Origin of the sequence: Streptomyces sp. ICC1, assembly GCF_003287935.1 — a bacterium.
GTDB classification, from domain to species: domain Bacteria; phylum Actinomycetota; class Actinomycetes; order Streptomycetales; family Streptomycetaceae; genus Streptomyces; species Streptomyces tritrimontium.
Genome location: NZ_CP030287.1, coordinates 2626909 through 2646896, shown reverse-complemented (window position 1 = coordinate 2646896; position 19988 = coordinate 2626909). Strand labels below are relative to the sequence as shown.

17 protein-coding genes are annotated in these 19988 nt (G+C 71.0%); 8 read left to right on the top strand and 9 right to left on the bottom strand.

Features of this window, described 5'->3' with window-relative positions:
- Positions 1 to 53: 53 nt before the first annotated feature.
- The 4 genes from aroA to DRB96_RS12510 form a co-directional block, all read right to left on the bottom strand.
- Positions 54 to 1337 carry a 3-phosphoshikimate 1-carboxyvinyltransferase gene (gene aroA, locus DRB96_RS12525; RefSeq protein ID WP_112448528.1) on the bottom strand — a complete coding sequence of 428 codons (1284 nt, stop codon included), beginning with the start codon at positions 1335 to 1337 and terminating at the stop codon, positions 54 to 56.
- Positions 1334 to 3436, bottom strand: coding sequence for a transketolase (tkt, locus tag DRB96_RS12520; RefSeq protein ID WP_112448527.1), 2103 nt, complete (start codon positions 3434 to 3436; stop codon positions 1334 to 1336). The genes aroA and tkt overlap by 4 nt, the downstream gene beginning before the upstream one ends.
- A 474-nt stretch (positions 3437 to 3910) precedes the next feature.
- Complete coding sequence (locus tag DRB96_RS12515) at positions 3911 to 5074, bottom strand: transposase (RefSeq protein ID WP_239516113.1); 1164 nt, start codon at positions 5072 to 5074, stop codon at positions 3911 to 3913.
- Between the two features lie 137 nt (positions 5075 to 5211).
- The gene (locus DRB96_RS12510) at positions 5212 to 6450 is read right to left on the bottom strand and encodes a transposase (protein ID WP_112448526.1); all 1239 of its coding nucleotides are present in this window, start codon (positions 6448 to 6450) and stop codon (positions 5212 to 5214) included.
- Between the two features lie 187 nt (positions 6451 to 6637).
- Here DRB96_RS12510 and DRB96_RS12505 point away from each other — a divergent pair, with 187 nt between their 5' ends.
- Together DRB96_RS12505 and DRB96_RS12500 are read left to right on the top strand one after the other, a co-directional pair.
- Positions 6638 to 7273 (top strand): TetR/AcrR family transcriptional regulator, encoded by a 636-nt coding sequence (locus DRB96_RS12505; RefSeq protein WP_112448525.1) that lies wholly within the window; start codon positions 6638 to 6640, stop codon positions 7271 to 7273.
- 147 nt (positions 7274 to 7420) lie between these two features.
- Positions 7421 to 8194 carry a glucose 1-dehydrogenase gene (locus tag DRB96_RS12500; protein ID WP_112448524.1) on the top strand — a complete coding sequence of 258 codons (774 nt, stop codon included), beginning with the start codon at positions 7421 to 7423 and terminating at the stop codon, positions 8192 to 8194.
- Positions 8195 to 8319: 125 nt separating this feature from the next.
- On the opposite strand, the gene DRB96_RS12495 is transcribed toward DRB96_RS12500, so the two are convergent.
- Positions 8320 to 9297 carry a ScbA/BarX family gamma-butyrolactone biosynthesis protein gene (locus DRB96_RS12495; RefSeq protein ID WP_112448523.1) on the bottom strand — a complete coding sequence of 326 codons (978 nt, stop codon included), beginning with the start codon at positions 9295 to 9297 and terminating at the stop codon, positions 8320 to 8322.
- Positions 9298 to 9503: 206 nt separating this feature from the next.
- Between DRB96_RS12495 and DRB96_RS12490 the strand changes: the two genes are divergently transcribed.
- Positions 9504 to 10229, top strand: a complete 726-nt coding sequence (locus DRB96_RS12490; protein WP_112448522.1) for a ScbR family autoregulator-binding transcription factor — start codon at positions 9504 to 9506, stop codon at positions 10227 to 10229.
- On the opposite strand, the gene DRB96_RS12485 is transcribed toward DRB96_RS12490, so the two are convergent.
- The 4 genes from DRB96_RS12485 to DRB96_RS12470 are packed head-to-tail and all read right to left on the bottom strand — an operon-like array spanning position 10203 to position 14298.
- Positions 10203 to 11132 carry a 4'-phosphopantetheinyl transferase superfamily protein gene (locus tag DRB96_RS12485; protein ID WP_112448521.1) on the bottom strand — a complete coding sequence of 310 codons (930 nt, stop codon included), beginning with the start codon at positions 11130 to 11132 and terminating at the stop codon, positions 10203 to 10205. The genes DRB96_RS12490 and DRB96_RS12485 overlap by 27 nt on opposite strands.
- Before the next feature lie 13 nt (positions 11133 to 11145).
- Entirely contained in the window at positions 11146 to 11658 is a 513-nt protein-coding gene (locus DRB96_RS12480; protein WP_112448520.1) for an acyl carrier protein, read from the bottom strand.
- Positions 11648 to 13567, bottom strand: coding sequence for an anthranilate synthase family protein (locus DRB96_RS12475; protein WP_112448519.1), 1920 nt, complete (start codon positions 13565 to 13567; stop codon positions 11648 to 11650). The genes DRB96_RS12480 and DRB96_RS12475 overlap by 11 nt, the downstream gene beginning before the upstream one ends.
- A gap of 38 nt (positions 13568 to 13605) precedes the next feature.
- Positions 13606 to 14298: an isochorismatase family protein gene (locus DRB96_RS12470; RefSeq protein WP_112448518.1), complete on the bottom strand. Its 693-nt coding sequence runs from the start codon at positions 14296 to 14298 to the stop codon at positions 13606 to 13608.
- 5 nt (positions 14299 to 14303) lie between these two features.
- Here DRB96_RS12470 and DRB96_RS12465 point away from each other — a divergent pair, with 5 nt between their 5' ends.
- The 5 genes from DRB96_RS12465 (at position 14304) to DRB96_RS42870 (ending at position 19840) form a co-directional block, all read left to right on the top strand.
- Complete coding sequence (locus DRB96_RS12465) at positions 14304 to 14981, top strand: acetate--CoA ligase family protein (protein ID WP_112453367.1); 678 nt, start codon at positions 14304 to 14306, stop codon at positions 14979 to 14981.
- Between the two features lie 47 nt (positions 14982 to 15028).
- A complete protein-coding gene (locus DRB96_RS12460; RefSeq protein ID WP_112453366.1) occupies positions 15029 to 15625 on the top strand; it encodes a DUF5998 family protein in 597 nt (198 codons plus the stop codon).
- Positions 15625 to 16830: a nucleotide pyrophosphatase/phosphodiesterase family protein gene (locus tag DRB96_RS12455; RefSeq protein ID WP_112448517.1), complete on the top strand. Its 1206-nt coding sequence runs from the start codon at positions 15625 to 15627 to the stop codon at positions 16828 to 16830. The genes DRB96_RS12460 and DRB96_RS12455 overlap by 1 nt, the downstream gene beginning before the upstream one ends.
- 192 nt (positions 16831 to 17022) lie before the next feature.
- Entirely contained in the window at positions 17023 to 17673 is a 651-nt protein-coding gene (locus tag DRB96_RS12450) for a thymidine kinase (RefSeq protein ID WP_112448516.1), read from the top strand.
- A 139-nt stretch (positions 17674 to 17812) separates the two neighbouring features.
- On the top strand, positions 17813 to 19840 hold the full coding sequence (locus DRB96_RS42870) for a hypothetical protein (protein WP_162688554.1): 2028 nt from the start codon (positions 17813 to 17815) through the stop codon (positions 19838 to 19840).
- Positions 19841 to 19988 lie beyond the last annotated feature (148 nt).

Below are 19988 nucleotides of genomic sequence, written 5' to 3'. Positions count from 1 at the left end.
CCATGGGCGGTGTGCGGTGTGCGGTGGACGGTGGGGTGGACGGGCCGTTCCCGTCAGCGGCGCTCCGGCACCGCGTAGTGCGGGAAGAGCCGCGCCATCTCCTGGTGGAACCCGGGGAAGGTCTTGGTCACGCAGGACGGGTCGTCGAGTACCAGCGGAACCTGTGCGGCCAGCCCCAGGACGGAGAACGCCATGGCGATCCGGTGGTCCCGGTGGCAGGCGATGCGGGCCGGCCGCAGGGGACCGGGGTGGACGGTGACCGAGTCCTCCGTCTCGTCCACCCGGATTCCGCAGGCGCGCAGGTTCTGCGCCACCGCCGCTATGCGGTCCGACTCCTTGAACCGCGCGTGCCGCACGCCTCGGATGGTCAGCGGCGCGTCGGCGAGCGGGGCGATGGCCGCGAGGGTCATGAAGGTGTCCGAGATGTCACCCATGTCGAGGGTGAAACCGCCGCGCAGCCGACCGGTGCCCGTCACGGTGACGGCGGCATCCGACACCTCCACCTGTGCGCCCATCGTGCGCAGTGCGTCCACGAACCGCAGATCACCCTGGAGGCTCCGCGCGCAGAGACCCATCACCGTCACCCTGTGCTCCGTCGCGGCGGCCGCGGCGAAGACGTACGAGGCGGTGGAGGCATCGGGCTCGATGACGACGGCGGCGGGCCGGTAGCCGCCCGGCCGCACCTCGACCACGCCGTTCTCGGGTTCCCGGACGTCCGCGCCGAAGCGCCGCATCAGGGACAGCGTCATGTCCAGGTAGGGGCGGCTGACGGATCCCCGCAGGTCGGCCCGGACCGGACGCCGCATCAGAGGGGCGGCCATCAGCAGGCCGCTGAGGAACTGACTGCTCATGGAGGAATCCACCCGCAGCTCACCGCCCTCCAGACCGGTGGCCCGTACGGTCAGCGGGAGGCGACCCGGGACGGGGGCCTCCAGATGGGCACCGAGGTCGGCCATGGCCTTCATCAGCGGGCCCAGCGGCCGGGCCCGGAGCTGTTCGGAGCCGTCGAAGGTGAAGGTGCCCTCGCCCGCCGCGCTGAACGGGGGCAGGAAGCGGGCCGCGGTGCCGGCGTCCGCGCACCACACCTCGGCCGTGCCGACGGGGCCGCGGCCGTTGCCGGTCACGTCCCAGAACTGGTCGCTGGGACTGGTCTCGACCCGCACGCCGAGGCTGCCGAGGGCTGCCTTGAAAGCGAGGGTGTCATGGCTGACCAGAGGGGCCCACAGGGTGCTGGTGCCCTTCGCCGCCGCCGCCAGGAGCAGGGCCCTGGTGGTGATGCTCTTGGAGCCGGGGATGCGCGCGGTCAACGGGCGCAGCCGGGAGACTTGCGGCGTCATCGGCGGGCCGCCCTGTCCATGACGGTCTCCACCTCGGCGGCGATCGCCTCGGGGGTGAAGCCGAACTCGCGGAAGAGCAGCGCGCCGTCGGCCGAGGCCCCGAACCGCTCCAGGGACACCACGCGCCCCGCCTCGCCCGCGATGCGGTCCCAGCCCATGCCGATCCCGGCCTCGACCGTCACCCGCGCCCGCACGGCGGGGGGCAGCACCTGGTCCCGGTAGGAGCGGTCCTGCTCCATGAACCATTCCAGGCAGGGCATCGACACCACGCGGGTCGCGATGCCGCGCTCCCGCAGCAGCTCTTGTGCCGCGACCGCGAGGGACACCTCGGAACCGGTGGCCACGATCAGGGCTTGCGGAGCGCCGCCCTCGGCCTCGCGGAAGACGTAACCACCGCGGGAGACGAGTTCGTTGGGCGGGTAGACGGGCAGATCCTGCCGGGACAGCACGAGTCCGTGCGGGGCCGGGTCCGCGCTGTGCCGGCGCAGGATCTCCGCCCAGGCCGCCGCCGTCTCGTTCGCGTCCGCGGGGCGTACGACGTTCAGGCCGGGAATCGCGCGCAGGGAGGCGAGCTGCTCGACCGGCTGGTGGGTGGGGCCGTCTTCGCCGAGCCCGATCGAATCGTGGGTCCACACGTGGGTGACCGGGAGCCGCATCAGCGCGGCGAGCCGCACCGCGGGGCGCATGTAGTCGGAGAAGACCAGGAAGGTGCCTCCGTAGATGCGGGTCGCGCCGTGCAGCGCCACGCCGTTCATCACGGAGGCCATGGCGTGTTCCCTGATCCCGAAGTGCACCGTACGGCCGTACGGATCCGCCTGCGGCAGGGCGTTGCCCACGGGCAGGAAGGAGGAAGTGCTGTCGATCGTGGTGTTGTTGGACCCCGCGAGGTCGGCGGAGCCTCCCCACAGCTCGGGCAACAGCGGTCCCAGCGCGGCGAGTACGGTGCCTGAGGCCTTGCGGGTGGCCATGGTGCTGCCGGGCTCGAAGACGGGGAGCTTGTTCTCCCACCCGGTCGGCGGCTGCCCTTGGGTGATCCGCTCGTGCTCCGCGGCCCGACCGGGGTGGGCCTCGCGCCACCGCGCCAGCTTCCCGGCCCAGGCGGCGTGTGCGGCACGGCCGCGGTCGAGGGCCGTCCGGGTGTGCGCGAGCACCTCCCGCGGTACGTGGAACGAGAGGCCCGGGTCGAGTCCGAGGACCTCCTTGGTGGCGGCGACCTCCTCCGCGCCCAGCGCGGCACCGTGTGCGGCGGCGGTGCCCTGCGCGCGCGGGGCGGGCCAGGCGATGACCGAGCGCGCGGCGATCAGCGAGGGCCGCCCCCGTTCCTCCTTGGCCGCGAGGAACGCCTTCTGCAGGGCACGGGGGTCCAGGTCGCCGTCGGGCTTCGGCTCCACCCGCTGCACGTGCCAGCCGTAGGAGGCGTACCGCTGCGCGACGTCCTCGGAGAAGGCGGTGCTCGTGTCCCCTTCGATCGAGATGTGGTTGTCGTCGTAGAGCACGACCAGGTTGCCGAGCTTCTGGTGTCCGGCCAGCGACGACGCCTCGGCGCACACGCCTTCCTGCAGGTCGCCGTCGCCCGCGATGACCCAGACCGTGTGGTCGAAGGCGGAGGAGCCGGCGGGGGCCCCCGGGTCGTAGAGCCCCCGCTCGTAGCGGGCCGCCATGGCCATGCCCACCGCGTTGGCGACGCCCTGCCCCAGCGGCCCGGTGGTGGTCTCCACACCGGGGGTGTGGCCGCGCTCCGGGTGTCCGGGGGTGAGGCTGCCCCGTCGGCGGAACGCCTTCAGGTCGTCCAGGCTCAGCGGGTAGCCCGCCAGCATCAGCTGGACGTACAGCAGCAGGCTGGCGTGACCGGCCGAGAGCACGAAACGGTCCCGCCCCTCCCAGCCGGGGTCGGCGGGGTCGTGCCGCATGACCTTCTGGAAGAGGACGTACGCGGCCGGGGCGAGGCTCATCGCGGTTCCGGGATGTCCGTGCCCGGCGTGCTGCACCGCGTCCATGGCCAGGGCGCGGGCGGTGTCGACGGCCCGCTGGTCGAGCGCGCTCCAGTCGTCGGGGCGCTGCGCCGGCTGATCCGGTGCGGTCTGCGGTGGTGACTGCATGGGGTCTCGTCCCTACGGATTCGGCGGTCCGGGAGAACCGCGGGCTGGTCATGGGCGCTGCTCGGGGCAGCGCGGTCGAGAGGTGCGTGAGGTGCGTGAGAGGCGTGAGAGGGGTGTTCGGGGGAAGTCCCCTGCCCGGGGCCGGTCCTCGCCGCGGGCCACGCGGCGGCACGCAGCGCGCCCGAAGGGCCCGGCGATGGGGCGGCCCGCAACTGCTTCGGGCCGTTCCCCGGCTGCCCCTCAAAGCTATGGGGCCGACGGTCGCGTCCCAAGCCGGACTTCGACAACCAGTGCTGTGGCCGGGAAGGTTTGCCGGGTCGCGGTGTCCGGTGCGGTGCATCTCCCCCAGCTACCGCCGGGAGGGGCCCCCGGGCGGAGGACCACGCCTCGTACCGGACGTACCGGCGTGGTCCGACAACGCCGCGAGGTGCCGTGCCGGGCGCCGCGACCCGGTAGACCTTTCCGGTCACAGCACTAGCCCGCGATGCGGGGTCTTTGTTGGGGTTGGTCGCCGAGCACGGTGACGGCGTGGGCGATCGAGGCGAGCGTGACGTGCCGGTGCCAGCCGTTGAAGGAACGCCCGGTGAAGTCCCGGATGCCCACCCGGTCCGCGACGCCCGCGGAGTCCTGGGCCACCCTGTCCGTGAGCTGCCTCAGCCTGGCCAGATACTCCAGGGGGACCGTGGTGGAGTTGGACAGCCACAGTTCGGCCGGCCACCGGCCGCCGTACTCGCCCATTCCCATCAGCACCAGCTGTCCGTGTGGCAAACCCCTGGGGTACGACGGGAGTTCGACGCGGACGGCGGCGGCGAGGGACATGCCCTTCACGACGCCCGACAGGGGACGCCTCCCCGGGACCGGCCGCCGCATGTTCACGGCCATGGCCATGATCTGGTGCGCGGTGAGCGTGCTCTGCTCCCGTCCGGCCATGACGCGGTCCGTCACCGTGAGCGGGGTGTCCCCGCCCACCCTCGCCATGAACGGGGCGCGCGTGGTGGCGAGCGGCTCCAGGAGCGGCTCGGGCACCTCCTCCAGGTCGAAGATGACGGGCCGCACCGGCAGCCCCCATCCCCGCACGGTCTCCCGGGACGCCTCGACCGCGCATTCGTGCAGGCTCTCCGCGCCCGTTCCCTCCGGTATCGCCGCCTGGCTGCGCCGGGGATCGTCCACGTGCCACGAAGAGGGGAGCTGTAAGCGCCAGTTGACCGGCACGCTCGCGGATTCCGACGCCGCCCAGACACCGATGGCGCGCTGCGCGTTCAACGTCTGCCCGAGCGCCGGGGAGAAGTGCCGGCCCACCCCCACGGAGTACTGCCCGGCCTTGGGGATGGTCATGGGCCGCACCACCCACGCCCGGGTCGGCAGGGCGGCGTCCAGGGCGTCGGCCAGCGCCCGGCGGATGGGAACCCAGTCCCAGGTGGAGTCGCTGATGAAATGGTGCAGGTTCTGCTCGGACACCTGGCCTCCGAGCAGCTTCGCGATGTTGCGGATCGACTTGCGCCCCTGGATGGTCAGCAGACCGTTCAGATACTGCAGGCCTTTGCGGCGCTGATCGCTCCGGGGCAGTGAAGTGAAGACCCTGGAGGACAGCTCGGCGAGGATCATGTCCCGGGAAGCGGGACGGAGCGGAGCCGGCATGGCGTGACCGGCACGCACAACGGGCGGGTGGTGGTCAATCATCGGCTTCCTCACTGTTGCCCGAGGGCAAGACCCCCGGAGGGATCGGCGGCGGGGTGGCACGGTGTCCGGCTGGGCGGCGGCGGGGAGGGACGCGGTCATGCACCGGCGGGCCACCTCTGCGGCGCGCCCGCGAACCCCAGTTGGCGATAGAGGTAGGTGGCGGAGGCCAGCGTCATGTGGTGGTGCCAGCCGGGGAAGGAACGGCCCTCGAAGTCCAGGAGCCCGAGCTCGGTCTGGACGTCCCAGACCGCCACGTCGGTCAGGGCGGTGCGGTGCGCGATCCCCCGCACGGTGGTGGTCCGTGCGTCGCGGAGCGACGTGACCCAGAACCGGGAGGGCCGCTTCGGGACGGCGGCGACCTCCGCCACGAGCCGTTGGGGCTGGTTGGCGGCCGGCACCGTGGGACGGGGCGGAAGGAGGCGCACCGCGGTCGAGAACATCTGCGCCCGGCCGGGCGGCTCGGACATCGTCCGCCGGCAGTGGGCCGCCACGAAGGCCGCCGCGCCACTGACGGAGACAGCGGCCGGGGACGGGCCGGCCCCGCGGGGCGAGACCGGGATGAGCGGCTGTCCGGGCGCCACCTCGAGGACGAAGTCCCGGCCGCTCCTCGTGAGTTGCGCGGCCACCTGCTGGGCAACCGGGGCGAAGTCACGGCCGAGCACCAGGGGCACGGACTCGGCCACACCCGCGGCGGCGAACTGCTCGACCATCTCCAGTACGAGGGCCCAGGCGGGCCTGGGCGTCACCTCGTCCGGAATCCGCGCCCGACGGCGCCGTTCGGGGTCGTCGCACCAGGCGTCGTCGAGAAGGAGACGCCAGGCGACCGGGATGCTGCACCGGCCGCCGGAGAGGAACAGGCCGATGCCGACCTGACAGTTCACCCGGCGGCCGGTCCCCGGCAGGACGCCCGGACGAAGACCCACCGAATGGCTTCCCCGCTTGCGCAGCAGCACGGGCTTGGCCGTCCACACGGCATCGGGCAGCAGGTCCATGGCGATCCGGGCCAGCTCCACCCGCGCGGGCTCCCATTCCCAGGGGCTGGCGGAGATGAACTGCCGCAGAGCCTGCGGCGCGCTCTCGGGCAGGGCCAGCATCCGGGCCATCCGCCGCACCGTCTTGCGCCCCGGCGTGTCCAGCAGCCCTCGCAGATAGGCGTCCGCCCAGCGGCGCTGGTCGCTGCGGGGCAGATACCCGAAGACCCGCTCCCCGTAGGCGGTCAGGCCCTCCGGTCGCCCTCGCTGCGCGCGCTCCGGTGCGCTGAGCGGTGCGCTGAGCGGTGCGCTGAGCGGTGCGCTGAGCGGTGCGCTGAGGACCGCCGCGACGCGTGCAGACATGACTGGCTCCTTGATCGGTCCTGGCTGGCGGTGGTCGCCAGCCGCAGTAGAAACATAACCATCATTCTTATTCTTTTGAAGACCGAGGATGCCTTCTCGGTGCAAGTTCGTCAACTCGCCGTTGTGGACGGCGGATGAGCCGTGGACCGTATGAGGTCGATCAGCGAACAGAGAGCAGGAGGTCGCATTGGCGCCACACGGAGAAGGAAGGAGGCCGGCGAAACAGCAGGAGAGGTCCCTGCTGACGCGCGGCGCTCTCCTGGATGCCGCCGCACGGGAGATCGACAAGTACGGCTACGGCGGCATGGCCATGCATCGCATCGCAAACGAGGTCGGCGTCACGACGGGCGCGCTGACCTTTCACTTCCCCACGAAGGACCGGCTCCTCGCCGAGCTGATGGAGGTCGGGTTCGCCCGGATCCAGGAGCGGGTGGGCGAGGTGGCCCAACGCCCGGCGGCCCCGCTGCACAGGGCCCGTTCGCTCCTCCTCGCCCTGCTCGAACTGTTGCACCGCGACGTCTTGGCGCGCGCGGCCGTACGGCTCTCCGGAGAGGTCCCGGAAGCCGGAGACTGGTCGGAGTCCTGGTTCCAGCAGGCGCGCGAGATGTTCCGGAGCGCGGGAGAAAGAGGGCAGTTGAGGGAGGGCGTCACGCCGGAGGCGGTGACGGACATGGCCCTGCGCCTGATCACCGGGACGGAGGTGTGCGCCCGCGGCAACGACGCGCGGTCCGAGGGATCCGAGGCCGCCAGGGCCCTGTTCGCCCACCTCTGCGACCTGCTCCTGTACGGCATCTCGGCCATCCGCCCGCCCGGGGCGGGTTAGGGTCGGATCCCGCCCCGGCTCCCCCGGCATCGGCCACCCGCTGGCGAAATCACATAAGAACCATTATTCTTTTCCCTGTCGAGGGGGCCGCGTGACGATCGGCCCCCGAGGGTCAGAAGCGGCAATCCAGGGGGAGGGAAGCTCGACATGACGAGAGACACAGGCTTGCTGCGGGACCGGATCGTGATGATCACGGGGGCGTCCAGCGGAATCGGGGCGGCGGCCGGGCGCGTGTTCGCCGCCGAGGGGGCGACCGTGGTGCTCATGGCACGGCGCGAGGAGCGGCTGCGCGAGCTGGCCGCCGAGATAGCCGCGGCCGGGGGGCGCGCGGTGGTGGCGGCGGCGGATGTGACCCGGGAGGACGAGGTCGAACGGGCCGTCGCCGAAACGGTGTCCCGGTTCGGCCGGCTGGACGGGGCCTTCAACAACGCCGGTTACGCGACGTCCGGCAGCTTGTTGCACGAGACGGACACCGCGGTCTTCGAGCAGATCATGGCCGTGAACGTCCGGGGCGTGTGGAACTGCATGCGCCACCAGATCCCCGCCATGCTCGGCTCCGGCCGCCCGGCGGCGATCGTGAACACCTCCAGCGTGGCAGGGGTGTTGGCTACCGGAGCGTCCTCCGCCTATGTGGCGGCCAAGCACGCGGTCCTCGGGCTGACGCGGGCGGCCGCGGCCGAGTACGGCCTGCGCGGGATCCGGGTGAACGCCCTGGTGGTGGGCAGCACCCGCACCGAGATGATGGACCAGGTGCTCAAGGAGAACCCCTCGCTGGAGGAGGATTTCGTCGGGCGCTCGGTCCAGAAGCGGATGGCCGCACCGGATGAGATCGCGCGTGCCGCCGCCTGGCTGTGCAGCGATCAGGCCTCTTTCGTCACGGGCGTCGCGATGCCGGTCGACGGTGGCTGGACCGCCGCCTGACCTGCCCTCACGGCTCGGCTCACGGCTCGGCTCACGGCTCGGCTCACGGCTCGGCGGCCCGCCCCATCTCCGGGGCGGGCCGCCGTTTTCGTATCAGGCCGGCGGGATGCGACCCGCACGACCCCTCACCGCGGGAACGGGATGACCTCGCCACCGGTACCCACCGGGTCGGCGGGACCGGGGCCCGGCTTCCGGGCGAGCAGCACCGTCGCGGAGAAGCACACGCCACCGTTCTGCCACATCGTGACCACCGCACGCCGGTGGCCGTCCGAGTCGGTCGGCCGCGCCTCGATCCAGCACGGAGCGTCGAGTTCGACGTAGCGGAAGAAGGAGGACTCCAAGGCCGTCACGGACAGCGGGCGCTCGGAGGGAAGCGTCAACGCGGCCTGGCGGGACGCCTCCAGGAGGAGCAGGCCCGGCACGTGATCGAGCGGGTGGTCGAAGAAGAGGGGATCCTTGGTGTCCACCCGCAACCTCCACCGACCGAGCCCCACCACAGGGCTGAGGACGACGTCGCGGAGCCGGGCGCGCCCCAGGGCGGACGGCTCGATGGGGGCGGTGGGTGCGGCCGGCAGGGCGGTGACGGCATCGGGGGCGCCGCGCCCCGCCCGCAGCCGCTGGTAGACGGCCGGCGCCTGCACGGTCAGGCGGGTGGTGCACTCGGCGAGCAACTGCCCGCCCTGCACCACGGATATGAGCAGGGTCAGCGCGGACGCCCGCCCGCCGCGACGGGTCGACTCCAGGCAGGTGACGCGGAGTTCGAGCCCTCCGCTGCGGTCCTTCGGGACCAGGGCCGCGGGAGTCAGTTCGTATCTGAGGGTGTCCCAGAGCAGGTGGTGCCCCAGGGGGACGTCATACGCGCTGTGGCACAGCAGGGGTAAGCACTGGCGCACCGTCTCGGTGAGCAGGAGCGGGTCGAGCGCGGTCTGCCCGGTGGCGTAGTAGCCGTGCACCGCGGGCCAGTGGGCGGAGACGACGAACCCGTCGCTCCCGTCGGACCGCAGACCGGTCAGGAGCACTGAGCCGGGGCGGGCCTTGTGGACGAGCTCCCCCGCAACGAACATGAGGGGCGGAGCGAGGGCGGCTGTGGCGGTGCATGGCATGCGATTTCTCCCCCGGTGAAGACCTACGGGCACGAAGCGCACATGAACGTGCCGCGTCCCCACGCCGAAGTGGTCACATCGAACGAGGGCGGGCACAGAACACGCGGCGGGCGCACACGCCTGGACGGCGAAGCCCGTGAGAGATAAAATAAGGATGATTCTTTTTTTTGTCTAGTCTTTACTGGCTTGCCGAACGGAGCTCAGGCATGGAACGTCCGATGCAGGATCGCGCGCTGCGCACACGCGAGCTGCTCCTACGAGCGGCGGCAGAGGAGTTCGACGCGTCCGGGTACGCCGGCACGGGGCTCAACAAGATCGCGAAGCGCGCCGGGCTGACCGTGGGAGCGCTGTACTTCCACTTCGAGTCGAAGGAAGGCATTGCCAAGGCGGTCATGCAGTCGCAGCCCCAGAGCATCGAGCCGAGTCTCGACACTCAGGGGCTGCAGCGCATCGTGGACATCACACGGGTGTGGTCGCACCAGCTCCTGCAGGACCCGCTGCTGCGCGCCGGCGTGCGTCTCTCCGTGGAACAGGGCAGCTTCGGCGTCCACGACATCACGCCCTATCTGCAGTGGCGGGACATCATGGCGCAGTGTCTCTGTGACGCGCGGGACCGCGGGGAGCTGCTGCCCGGAATCGACCCGATGTGGGTGGCCGAGTTCGTCGTCAGCGCGTGTACCGGCGTGCAGTTGTACGCGCAGCTGGTGAACGGGCGCAAGGACCTGCCGGAGCGCACGGTGGAGATGTGGCGGCTGCTGCTCCCGGGGATCGCCACGCCCGGGACCCTGCCCCGTATCGATCTCTCCCTGCGGCGCGGCGACGAGTCCCACCCGGCGACGCCGTCCACCGTGACGCCGTCCACCGTGACACCCGACACCGCGCCGCCCGACACCGCCGGCGCGGAGTCAGAGGCCGGCGACCGGAACCGGTAGCGCCAGCAGCTCCGGTGCCTCCCGGCTCCAGGGAAAACCGCGGTGCAGCTGGAGAACGGACGACACGCCCGTGCCGGCGAGGAGTGCCACGGCCGCGAGCACTCCGGGCTCCGGCTCCAGCTCCAGGAACCGCCAGGGCAGCGCCCCTTCGGACTCGGGCGGCCTGAATCCCAGGACCCCGCGCTCCTCGTCCAGGGTGAAGGAGAAGCTGTCGAAGGGGAGTCCGAGGCCCAGCCCGCGCGCCTTGGAGTACGCCTCCTTCAGAGTCCACAGCCGCAGGGTCCGGCAGTCCCGGGTGCGGCCGGGCGCGGCCTGTGCCACCCAATCCCGCTCGTCCCGTGCGAAGGTCTCGATGATCGCGTCGAGCCCCTGCTCACCGCGGTCGACCCGCTCCACGTCCACCCCGATCCGGTGACTGCGCACCACGCCGAGCAGGTTGTGGCCCCCGGCATGGGACAGGTTGAAGTCCAACTCCGCACCGCCGCGCGGTAGTCCTGCGGTGGGTGGCCGCAGGAACGGCCGCCCGCGCTCAGAGCGCCAGATCACGGCTTCCGCCTCGGGCAGGCCGCTTTCCAGCGCGAGTACCCGCCGTACGAGCGCATGGGCCACCAGATACTGGCGCCGGTCCCGTTCGAACAGGAACCGGTCTGCGATCTCCTGCTCCTGTGCGTCCAGCCAGTGCCCGGCCAGGGTGACGGCGAGCCCGGGATCGAGCTCGTCGTTGGAGCAGAACCAGAGCTTGATGGGCTCGGTCCGCTCCGGCGCCGTGTCTGCCCCGCCGGACACCGCGACCGCGACCGGGCCGCGACCGGGTGTCCTTCGCCGCTCGGCGAGGAGCCACACGGCCTGCTCGCGCTCCAGGAGTCCGGCCTTGAACCGGGTGATTATCTCTCGTTCGTCCATCGTTGCCGCCCGTTCACGCCTGGTGAGGCAGCCGCGTGAGCGCCTCGTCCACGGAAAGCCGGTCCGCGCGCACCGCGTCGAGGAGCGCCCCCAGTTCTTCGGCGGCCCCCAGTTCTTCGGCGGCCGCCTGGTCGTCGGCGAGCGGTCGGCCGTCGGCGGGCCGGTGGCCGTCGCCGAGCCGTTGGCCGTCGGCCGCGGCCTGGTCGGCGGGGGCCGGCTCGGCGGACGCCACCCCCTGCTCCCTGATCCCCGCTTCGCGTGCCACGAGACCCGCGAAGGCCAGCGGAGTCGGTTGACCGAACAGCGAGGTGGCCTTGAGGGCGGTTCCGTAACGCGTGTTGACCACCGAGACGAACTGCACGGTCGCCACGGATCCGACGCCCAGCGAAACGAACGTCTGCCCGGGATCGATCAGTTCGGGCTTCACCCTGAGCACGTCGGCGAGCAGGTGCGTGACCTCGGCCACCACCGCGGCCGGCGCTTCGTCGGGAGTCGCGGTGGCGAGGGTCTGGTCTTCAACTGACATGGGTGGGCTCCAAAGCGTCCGTGCGGTGTGCGGCGGCCAGGCCCTCGAGGAGCGCGGCGATGACACCGGGGCCGTTCTGGGTCAGCACGGACTCGGCGTGGAACTGCATGGAGGCGAAGCCGTCGGCCAGCAGGCCGTGGACCTCACCGGTCTCGGGATCGCGGCTGACCCGTACCCGCCCGTACGCGTGATGGTCGAACCCGTCCTCCTCGGTGTGGGCGGCGAAGGTGTTGTAGAAGCCCACCCGCGCGCGCCCGCCGAACCAGTCGATCTCGTGCTGGACGCCCTGGTTGGGCACCGGCCTGCGGTGCAGCGGCAGGCCCAGGACGGTGCTGAGCACCTGATGGCTCAGGCACACGGCCAGGAAGGGCCGGCGCTCCGCGAGCAGCCCGGTGACGGCAGCCCGCAGATGGGCGATCTTGGGGTGGTCCACCTCGCGCGGATCGCCCGGTCCGGGGCCCAGGATCACCAGGTCGTGCCCGGCCACTTCGTACGGCTCGTCGAAGCGCCGTACCGTCACCTCGCACCCGAGGGAGCGCACCTGGTGGGCGATCATCTCGGTGAAGGTGTCCTCCGCGTCCACCACCAGGACCCTCTGCCCCGCCAGGGGCTGTTCCTGCCCGGTCTGGCTGCCCGGGTCGCGCAGCCAGAAGTCGGCGATCCGCTCGTTGCGCCCGTCGAGCGCCCTGCGGACCGCGGGGTGGGCGCCGAAGCGGGTGGGCTCGGGTTCGCCCAGTGCCGCGAGCAGCCCCGCGGCCTTGGCCCAGGTCTCGCGCACCTCGGACACGGGGTCCGAGTGGCGCACCAGGGTCGCGCCCGTCCCGATGCTCATCCGCCCCGAGGCGTCGATGTCGGCGGTGCGGATGAGGATCGAGGAATCGAGGGTGCGGCCACCCGCGGCATCGTGGCCGATGAGAGCGGCGATCCCGCTGTAGTAGCCGCGGCCGACGGGCTCGTAACGGTGGATCACCTTGGCCGCGCTCTCCAGCGGGGAGCCGGTGACGGTCGGGGCGAACAGCGTCTCGCGGAGGATGTCGCGGACGTCGCGATCGGTCGTGCCCTCGATGAAGTACTCCGTGTGCGCCAGGCGTGCCATCTCCTTGAGGTACGGGCCGGACAGCCGCGCGCCCGACGGGCAGACACGGCCCATCATCTTCAGCTCCTCGTCGACGACCATGTAGAGCTCATCGGTCTCCTTCTGGTCCTCGAGGAACTCCAGGACGCCGTCCAGGGAGGGGCCGGCCGCGGGATAGCGGTAGGTGCCGCTGATGGGGTTCATGACGGCCACGCCGCCGTGCACGCTGATGTGCCGCTCCGGTGTGGCGCCGACGAACGTGCGTCCGCCCGTGTGCACGAGGAACGTCCAGTACGCACCGGACTCGCGCTCCAGCAGCCGCCGGAAGACGGCCAGGGCCACCTGCCGGGAGAAGTCGGGCAGCTGCGCGACGTAGGAGCGCTTGATGACGAAGTTGGCCCCCTCCCCGGTACCGATCTCGTCCTTGATCACACGGCGCACGATGTCCGCGTACTCCTCGTCCGGGACGTCGAACCGTCCGTCGACGCACTTGACCGGCCCGTCCGGGAGCCGGGACAGGGTCGCGCCGAGCGGCACCGCGGCCTGCTCGCGTACGGCCATGGAGAGCAGCGACTCGCCGTCGGCGCGGGCCCGGAAGCCCCGCTCGGTGATCTGCCCGTACGGGACCATGACCAGCAGGTCGTGTCCCGCACCGGGCGCCGGGTCCTCGGCGAGCGGCAGGTCCTTGAGGGCGGCGACCTCGGTCACCTCGCCGAGGAGGATCTCCAGGGTGTCGGCCCCGGCCTGCTCCGGCCGGTGCAGCAGCGCGAAGTCGTCCGCGCGGCCGTCGAGGATCCGTGCCAGGAGGTCAGGTGTCTCACGTGCTGATGCCATGTTGTTCCTCGTCGGGTCAGGTGCTGTGGAGGGCGTGTTCACCGGGCTGCTCCGGATTCGCCGGGTTCCCCGGGTCCGGCGGGTCCGGCGGGTCCGCCGAGTTCGCCGAGGGCGGTCTTGGTCGTGAGCACCCGGCCGGCGCGCCGTGCGACGTAGTTCAAGGCGAGCCGGTGGTCGTCGGCGGAGAAGTCGGCCACGGCGTCGGCGACCAGGAAGGGCTGGATGTCGTTGGTGTACGCGTCCACGGCGGTCATCAGGACCCCGATGTGCGCGTAGACGCCGCAGACGATCAGCTGGTCGCGCTGGTGGAGGCGCATCCGCTCCAGGAGGTCGGACTGGTGGAAGGCGCTGTACCGCCACTTGGTGAACACCCAGTCCTGCGGGCGCGATTCGAGCCCGGGGACGATCCTGCGGTCCTCCGGTGTCGGGGTCATCCCCGGCCCCCAGAAGTCGCGGAGCAGACCGCGCTGCTCCACGGTCATGCCGCCGGGCTGGGCGGTGTAGGCCACGGGGACGCCCAGCTCGGCGCAGCGGTCCCGCAGGAGGGTGGCGTTGGACACGAGGGAGCCGCCGGGTTCGCCGGTGCGGGGGAACGGCCTGAGGAAGAACTCCTGCATGTCGTGCAGCAGCAGCACGACCCGGGCCGGGTCGGGCACCCAGCCCACCGTGTTGTCGGGGAGGTCCCCTTCCGCCGGCATGGGGTACGGCTCTACGGGGGGTATGTGAGGCACGGGTGATGGCGTCCTTCCGTGGTGAGTCGGTGACGGGATGCTCGGGATGTGGGGGGTGCGGGACCTGTGGGGGGACCAGCCCCGACGCCGCGGTCCGCGCCGCCGGGGTCCTCGGATACCCCGTGGCCCTCAAGACCACCGCCCCGCACCTGCGCCACCGCGCCGACCTCGGGGGCGTCCGCCTCGACCTCACCACCGAGGCCGAGCTGCGCCGCTCCTACGAGGAGCTCACCCACGCGCTCGGCAAACCGCAGGAGCTGCTCCCCGTGGTCCAGTCGATGGTGCCCCGGGGCGTCGACACCGTCATCCGCTCCGTCATCGACCCCGCCGCCGGCGCCGTGCTGTCCTTCGGCCTCTCCGGAGTCGCCTCCGAACTCCTCGGCGACACCGCCCACCGGCTCGTTCCCGCCACCGACCGGGACGCGGCGGGCCTGATCCGGTCCATCCGCACCGCCCCGCTGCTCTTCGGCTGGCGCGGCAGCGCCCCCGTCGACACCCCCGCGCTGGAGGAACTGCTCCTGCGCCTGTCCCGCCTCGTCGACGACCATCCCGAGGTGGTGGGGGTGGTCCTGGAGCCCGTAGTCGTCGCCACCGAGGGTCTGTCCGTGCTCAGCGCGACCGTCCGCGTCGCCCATCCGCCCGCCCGCGGCGACCTCGGCCCGCGGACCCTGCCCAGCTACTGAGGTCCGGGGCGGCCGGAGTGACCCGTACGGGCCTTAGGATGGACCTCATGGCGAAATCCGGTACGACGACCCAGGGGCTGCGCACGGCGATCGAGCGCAGCGGCTACTACCCGGCCCTCGTGGCCGAGGCCGTGGAGGCCGCGGTGGGCGGCGAGCCGATTTCGTCGTACCTGGTCCACCAGGAGACGACCTTCGACTCCAACGAGGTGCGCCGGCACGTCACGGTGCTGGTCCTGACCGGCAACCGCTTCATCGTCAGCCACACCGACGAGCAGGCCGCCGACGCCGGATCCCCGTCCCCGTACGCGACCACCTCCACCGAGTCGGTCAAGCTGTCCGGCATCTCCTCGGTCGTGCTCAGCCGCGTCGTCGCCAACCCGGAGTCCTACACTCCCGGCACCCTGCCCCGCGAGGTCGTCCTGACCATCGGCTGGGGCGCGGTCTCGCGCATCGACCTGGAGCCCGCCGCCTGCGGCGACCAGAACTGCGACGCCGACCACGGTTACACCGGCAACTCCACCGCCGACGACCTCAGCCTGCGCGTGAGCGAGGCGGGGGACGGCCCGGAGGCGGTCCGCCAGACCCTGCTCTTCGCCCAGGCGCTCAGCGAAGCGACGGCGGCGACGTCCACCCCCGCCCGCTGATGGCCCACTCCGCCGCCCAGAGCTGGCAGGACGAGCCGGAACTGCTGGACCTCAGCGGTGCCCCTGTCCCGGAATACGGCACCGGCTCGCTCGCCGACCTGCTGCCCACCCTCGTGGCCGGCCAGGGCGTACCCGGCTTCGAGGCCGCGATCACCGAGCTGACCCCGGCCGACCGGAACTGCGTGTTCCTGGTCGACGGCATGGGCTGGGAGCAGATCAAGGCCCACCCGGACGAGGCCCCGTACCTCACCTCCCTGCTCGCCACCTCGCGCGGCGGCACCGGCCGCCCGATCACCGCGGGCTTCCCGGCGACCACCGCCACCTCGCTGGCCAGCGTCGGCACCGGCCTGCCGCCCGCGCGCCACGGACTGCCCGGCTACACCGTGCGCAATCCGGCCACCGGCGAACTGATGAACCAGCTCCGCTGGCACCCGTGGACCCAGCCCAAGGCCTGGCAGCCGTACCCGACCGTCTTCCAGCAGGCGGACGCGGCCGGTGTGGCCACCGCGCAGGTCTCCTCGCCGGCCTTCCAGACCACCCCGCTCACCAAGGTCGCGCTGAGCGGCGGCACCTTCCTCGGCCGGATGACCGGCGAGGAGCGCATGGACCTCGCGGCCGAGCGCCTCGGGGCCGGCGACCGCTCGCTCGTGTACACGTACTACAGCGAGCTCGACGGCGCCGGCCACCGGCACGGGGTCGACTCCGACGCCTGGCGCGGCCAGCTGATGTACGTCGACCGGCTGGTCCAGCGGCTCGCGGAGCAACTGCCGCCGCGCACCGCGCTGTACGTGACCGCCGACCACGGCATGGTGGACGTCCCCTTCGACGAGGACTCCCGCATCGACTACGACGACGACTGGGAACTGGGCGCCGGCGTCGCCCTGCTGGGCGGCGAGGGCCGCGCCCGGCACGTGTACGCCGTACCGGGCGCCGAGACCGACGTCCTGACCGTGTGGCGCGAGGTGCTCGGCGACCGCTTCTGGATCGCGAGCCGCGAGGAAGCCCTGGAACTGGGCTGGTTCGGGACACCGGGGGAGTGCGACGAGCGCGTCCTCGGCCGGATCGGCGACGTCGTCGCGGCCGCCCAGGCGGACGTGGCGATCACCGCCTCCCGGGCCGAGCCCAACGAGTCGGCGCTCGCCGGCATGCACGGCTCCATGACCCCGGCCGAGCAGCTCGTCCCGCTGCTCGAGATCCGCTCCTGACACCCGGTTCCGTCCGGCCCCTCCCCCTCACGCCGACCCATCGAAAGGTCCTGTACTCCCCATGCCCGAGCTGGTGTTCTTCTCCGGAACGATGGACTGCGGAAAGAGCACCAACTTGCTGGGGAATCCGCCATCTCCCACTGGGGCCGCCGACCCCACGGTCTGCCCGCCCCGAAAGGTCACCCTCCTCTGATGTCCGAATTGGTATTTTTCTCCGGCACCATGGATTGCGGGAAGAGTACTTTGGCGCTCCAGATCGGACACAACCGTTCGGCCCGCGGGCTCCAGGGCGTGATCTTCACGCGCGACGACCGCGCGGGGGAGGGCAAGCTGTCTTCCCGTCTTGGCCTGGTGACGGAGGCGGTCGAGGCCACAGAGGGCATGGACCTCTACGCGTACCTCGTGGACCAGCTCTCCAAGGGCGGCAGGGTCGACTACGTGATCGTGGACGAGGCCCAATTCCTGGCTCCCGACCAGATCGACCAGCTCGCCCGCATCGTGGACGACCTCGACATGGACGTGTTCGCCTTCGGCATCACGACGGATTTCCGCACGAAGCTCTTCCCGGGCTCCCAGCGCCTGATCGAGCTGGCGGACCGGATCGAGCAGCTCCAGGTCGAGGCCCTGTGCTGGTGCGGCGCCCGCGCCACCCACAATGCCCGCACGATAGACGGCGAGATGGTGGTCGAGGGCGCGCAGGTCGTCGTCGGCGATGTGAACCGCCCGGCGGGGGAGATCGGTTACGAGGTCCTCTGCCGCCGCCACCACCGCAAGCGGATGACCTCGTCGGCGGCCCACGCGGGCGCTCTCTCCCCGGACGTCCTCCCGGTCAACCACGCCTGACCGTCCGCCTCTGTGCGGCGCTGGCGCCTATCGGGCCTGCAGCCCAGCCGCCAGGCTTGAAGCACATCCCTTGGCGCCGCCCGCAGTAGTCTCCGAAAAGCGTGCGCCGCGGCCACAGATGCAGTGGCATCCTGCGTTCGTGGACACAGAATTCCCCGAAAGGCTGGGCAACTTACCTCCCGGTGCAAGTCAGGCGGCCCGGGCCGTCTTCCGAAACCTCGGATTCCCCGAATCCTCGAAGGATACGGATGCCCTCGGGGAGGAGGCCACCGTTCCTATGACCTCCTCGCAGTGGCGGGCTGTACTCGCCGACGCAGAGCTTGCCGGAAGATGGCAGGAGATGCGGGCAACGGCACTGGAGGTGGCCTCCACGGCGTCGACCTCCGGGCGATCCGCTGGCAAGAGGCTTCCAGCGCTTGCACGGCGACTCCGTGCGGCGTCCAACGAGATGGTTGCGATTTGGAACGACGTTTCCTTGTTCGCGCCCCCCAGCAGCGTCACCGAAGAACGCCGCATGGCAAGGGACATCGCAGTCTCAAGCCATGGGATGGCCTCTGCGGTGATTGCCTGTCTGGAGCTGGGGTGGGACGCTTCTCACTGGTCGGCGGCGTGGGAGTGCGCCGTTGAAACGGATGCCAATGTACGCCGACTCGAGGCCTCGCAGGCCACACCGGTGGATGCGAACGAGGACCTGTACCAGCGAACACTCGGACTCTCATCGGCAGAGATACAGCAGGGCGAGGGGTTGGCGGGGCGGGCCCGACTCGCAGCGGCCTGGTCACGGGATCCCAACGGGCTTGATCGCCGATTGCGCCAGCAGATGGGGCATCTGATCGGTGGCTCCCAACTCCTTACGGGCAAACTACGACAACATCTCGCTGCACTGGCCGTGTCCGGTCAGCCGTTAACCGCGCATCGTGCCGCGCGTCTGGCACGCGACCTCGTTGCGGACAAGCTGATGGAAGATCCACAGCTTGCCTATGCAGCGATTTCCCGACACGTCAAACGTGAACCCTTGATGCTGTCCGCATACCGCGGTCAGACATCGGCGTGGGAAGGCTACTTGCGTGCCACGTCCGATGAGAAGCAGATGCGCCCAGTCGCAGACTTGTACAAGGTCGTCGTCGAAGGCGACGTCAAGTGGACTGCGGCCGTGGTCCTCGACTTGCTGGGCAGGGCGATCCCAGCCGCGCACACCCTTGCGGCTGTACGAGACTCGTTGAATGCCGAGGCCCATCCCCTCTGCCTGACGCTGGCCTCGGTGATCAGGCCGGAGTGGCGGAATGCAATCGCTCACGAGGACTACCACTGGGACCCGATGCACTCCACGCCCGTACTGGGCGGCCGACCGGTCAGCCTCGATGAGCTACTCCACACTGCTCGTACCGCCCGCACTGTCTGTCAAGGATTCGAGCATGGTGTCGCTGTGGCATACGCCCAGCACGCCCAAGCCGGTCACCACGATGAGCAGGAACCCAACGAGGTCACAAGAACCCTGGAGATGCTTCAGGCGATCGGTGAAGCCGGCCAGCCGGTGTTGGACGTGCAGCGCCAGGGCACGTGCATGCGACTGGAGGTGCCGGAGCTTTCCATCGAGACGCTGCGAACCTTGTTCCGTGCCCTGCTCAGGGCCTCGCTGGCAGACGAGAGCATCGCTCGTTGGGAGGTTCGACAGAATGCCGATCGGCCGATGCTCTACGTCGATCAGACTGGCGTCCAGGCAGCCCTACGGCTCGCCGAGGACCTATGGGAGGCGGCCGATCCGCTTCCATTCGCAGAGCTCCCCTTGCTCGCGAACGCCATGGTCAACTCAGGGGAGACTCATGAGGTGGCTGCACGGACGGTCCTAGCCATAGCCGCAGCCCATGCAGTCGGGGAGCGCAATCGCTTGGCTGCGGAGCTCGCCTGCGGCCGGCCGGGCGCGAAGCATGAGCTGCTGTGTACGGTGCGGCGCATCTGTCATGGCACCGAGGAAGCGTCGCGCCTTCTCGGTGATCCAGCGGGGCGCAAGCTGATCACTTTCGCCAGGGTTCTCGCCGGCGAGTGCCAACGCCTTGAGAGCGCAGCTCCTCGGTCTCTTGTGCACGAGATGGCTCCCGCCGACCGCGCCCTGACGCGGTACGCTCCAGCGCACGTGCCATGGATCAAGCCTTCCGTGGGCGTCTGAGTGGAACGTGCCTTGGTGTGGCCTCCCATTGCTGCAGCACTGAGGCTTCGCCCGGTCCCTGACTTCCCCGGCTCCGTGCGCTGCGTCAACGTTCGATACCTGGCGCACGGCGTGGAAGGCCGGGGCGTACCGTCGCGGGGCATGGCAT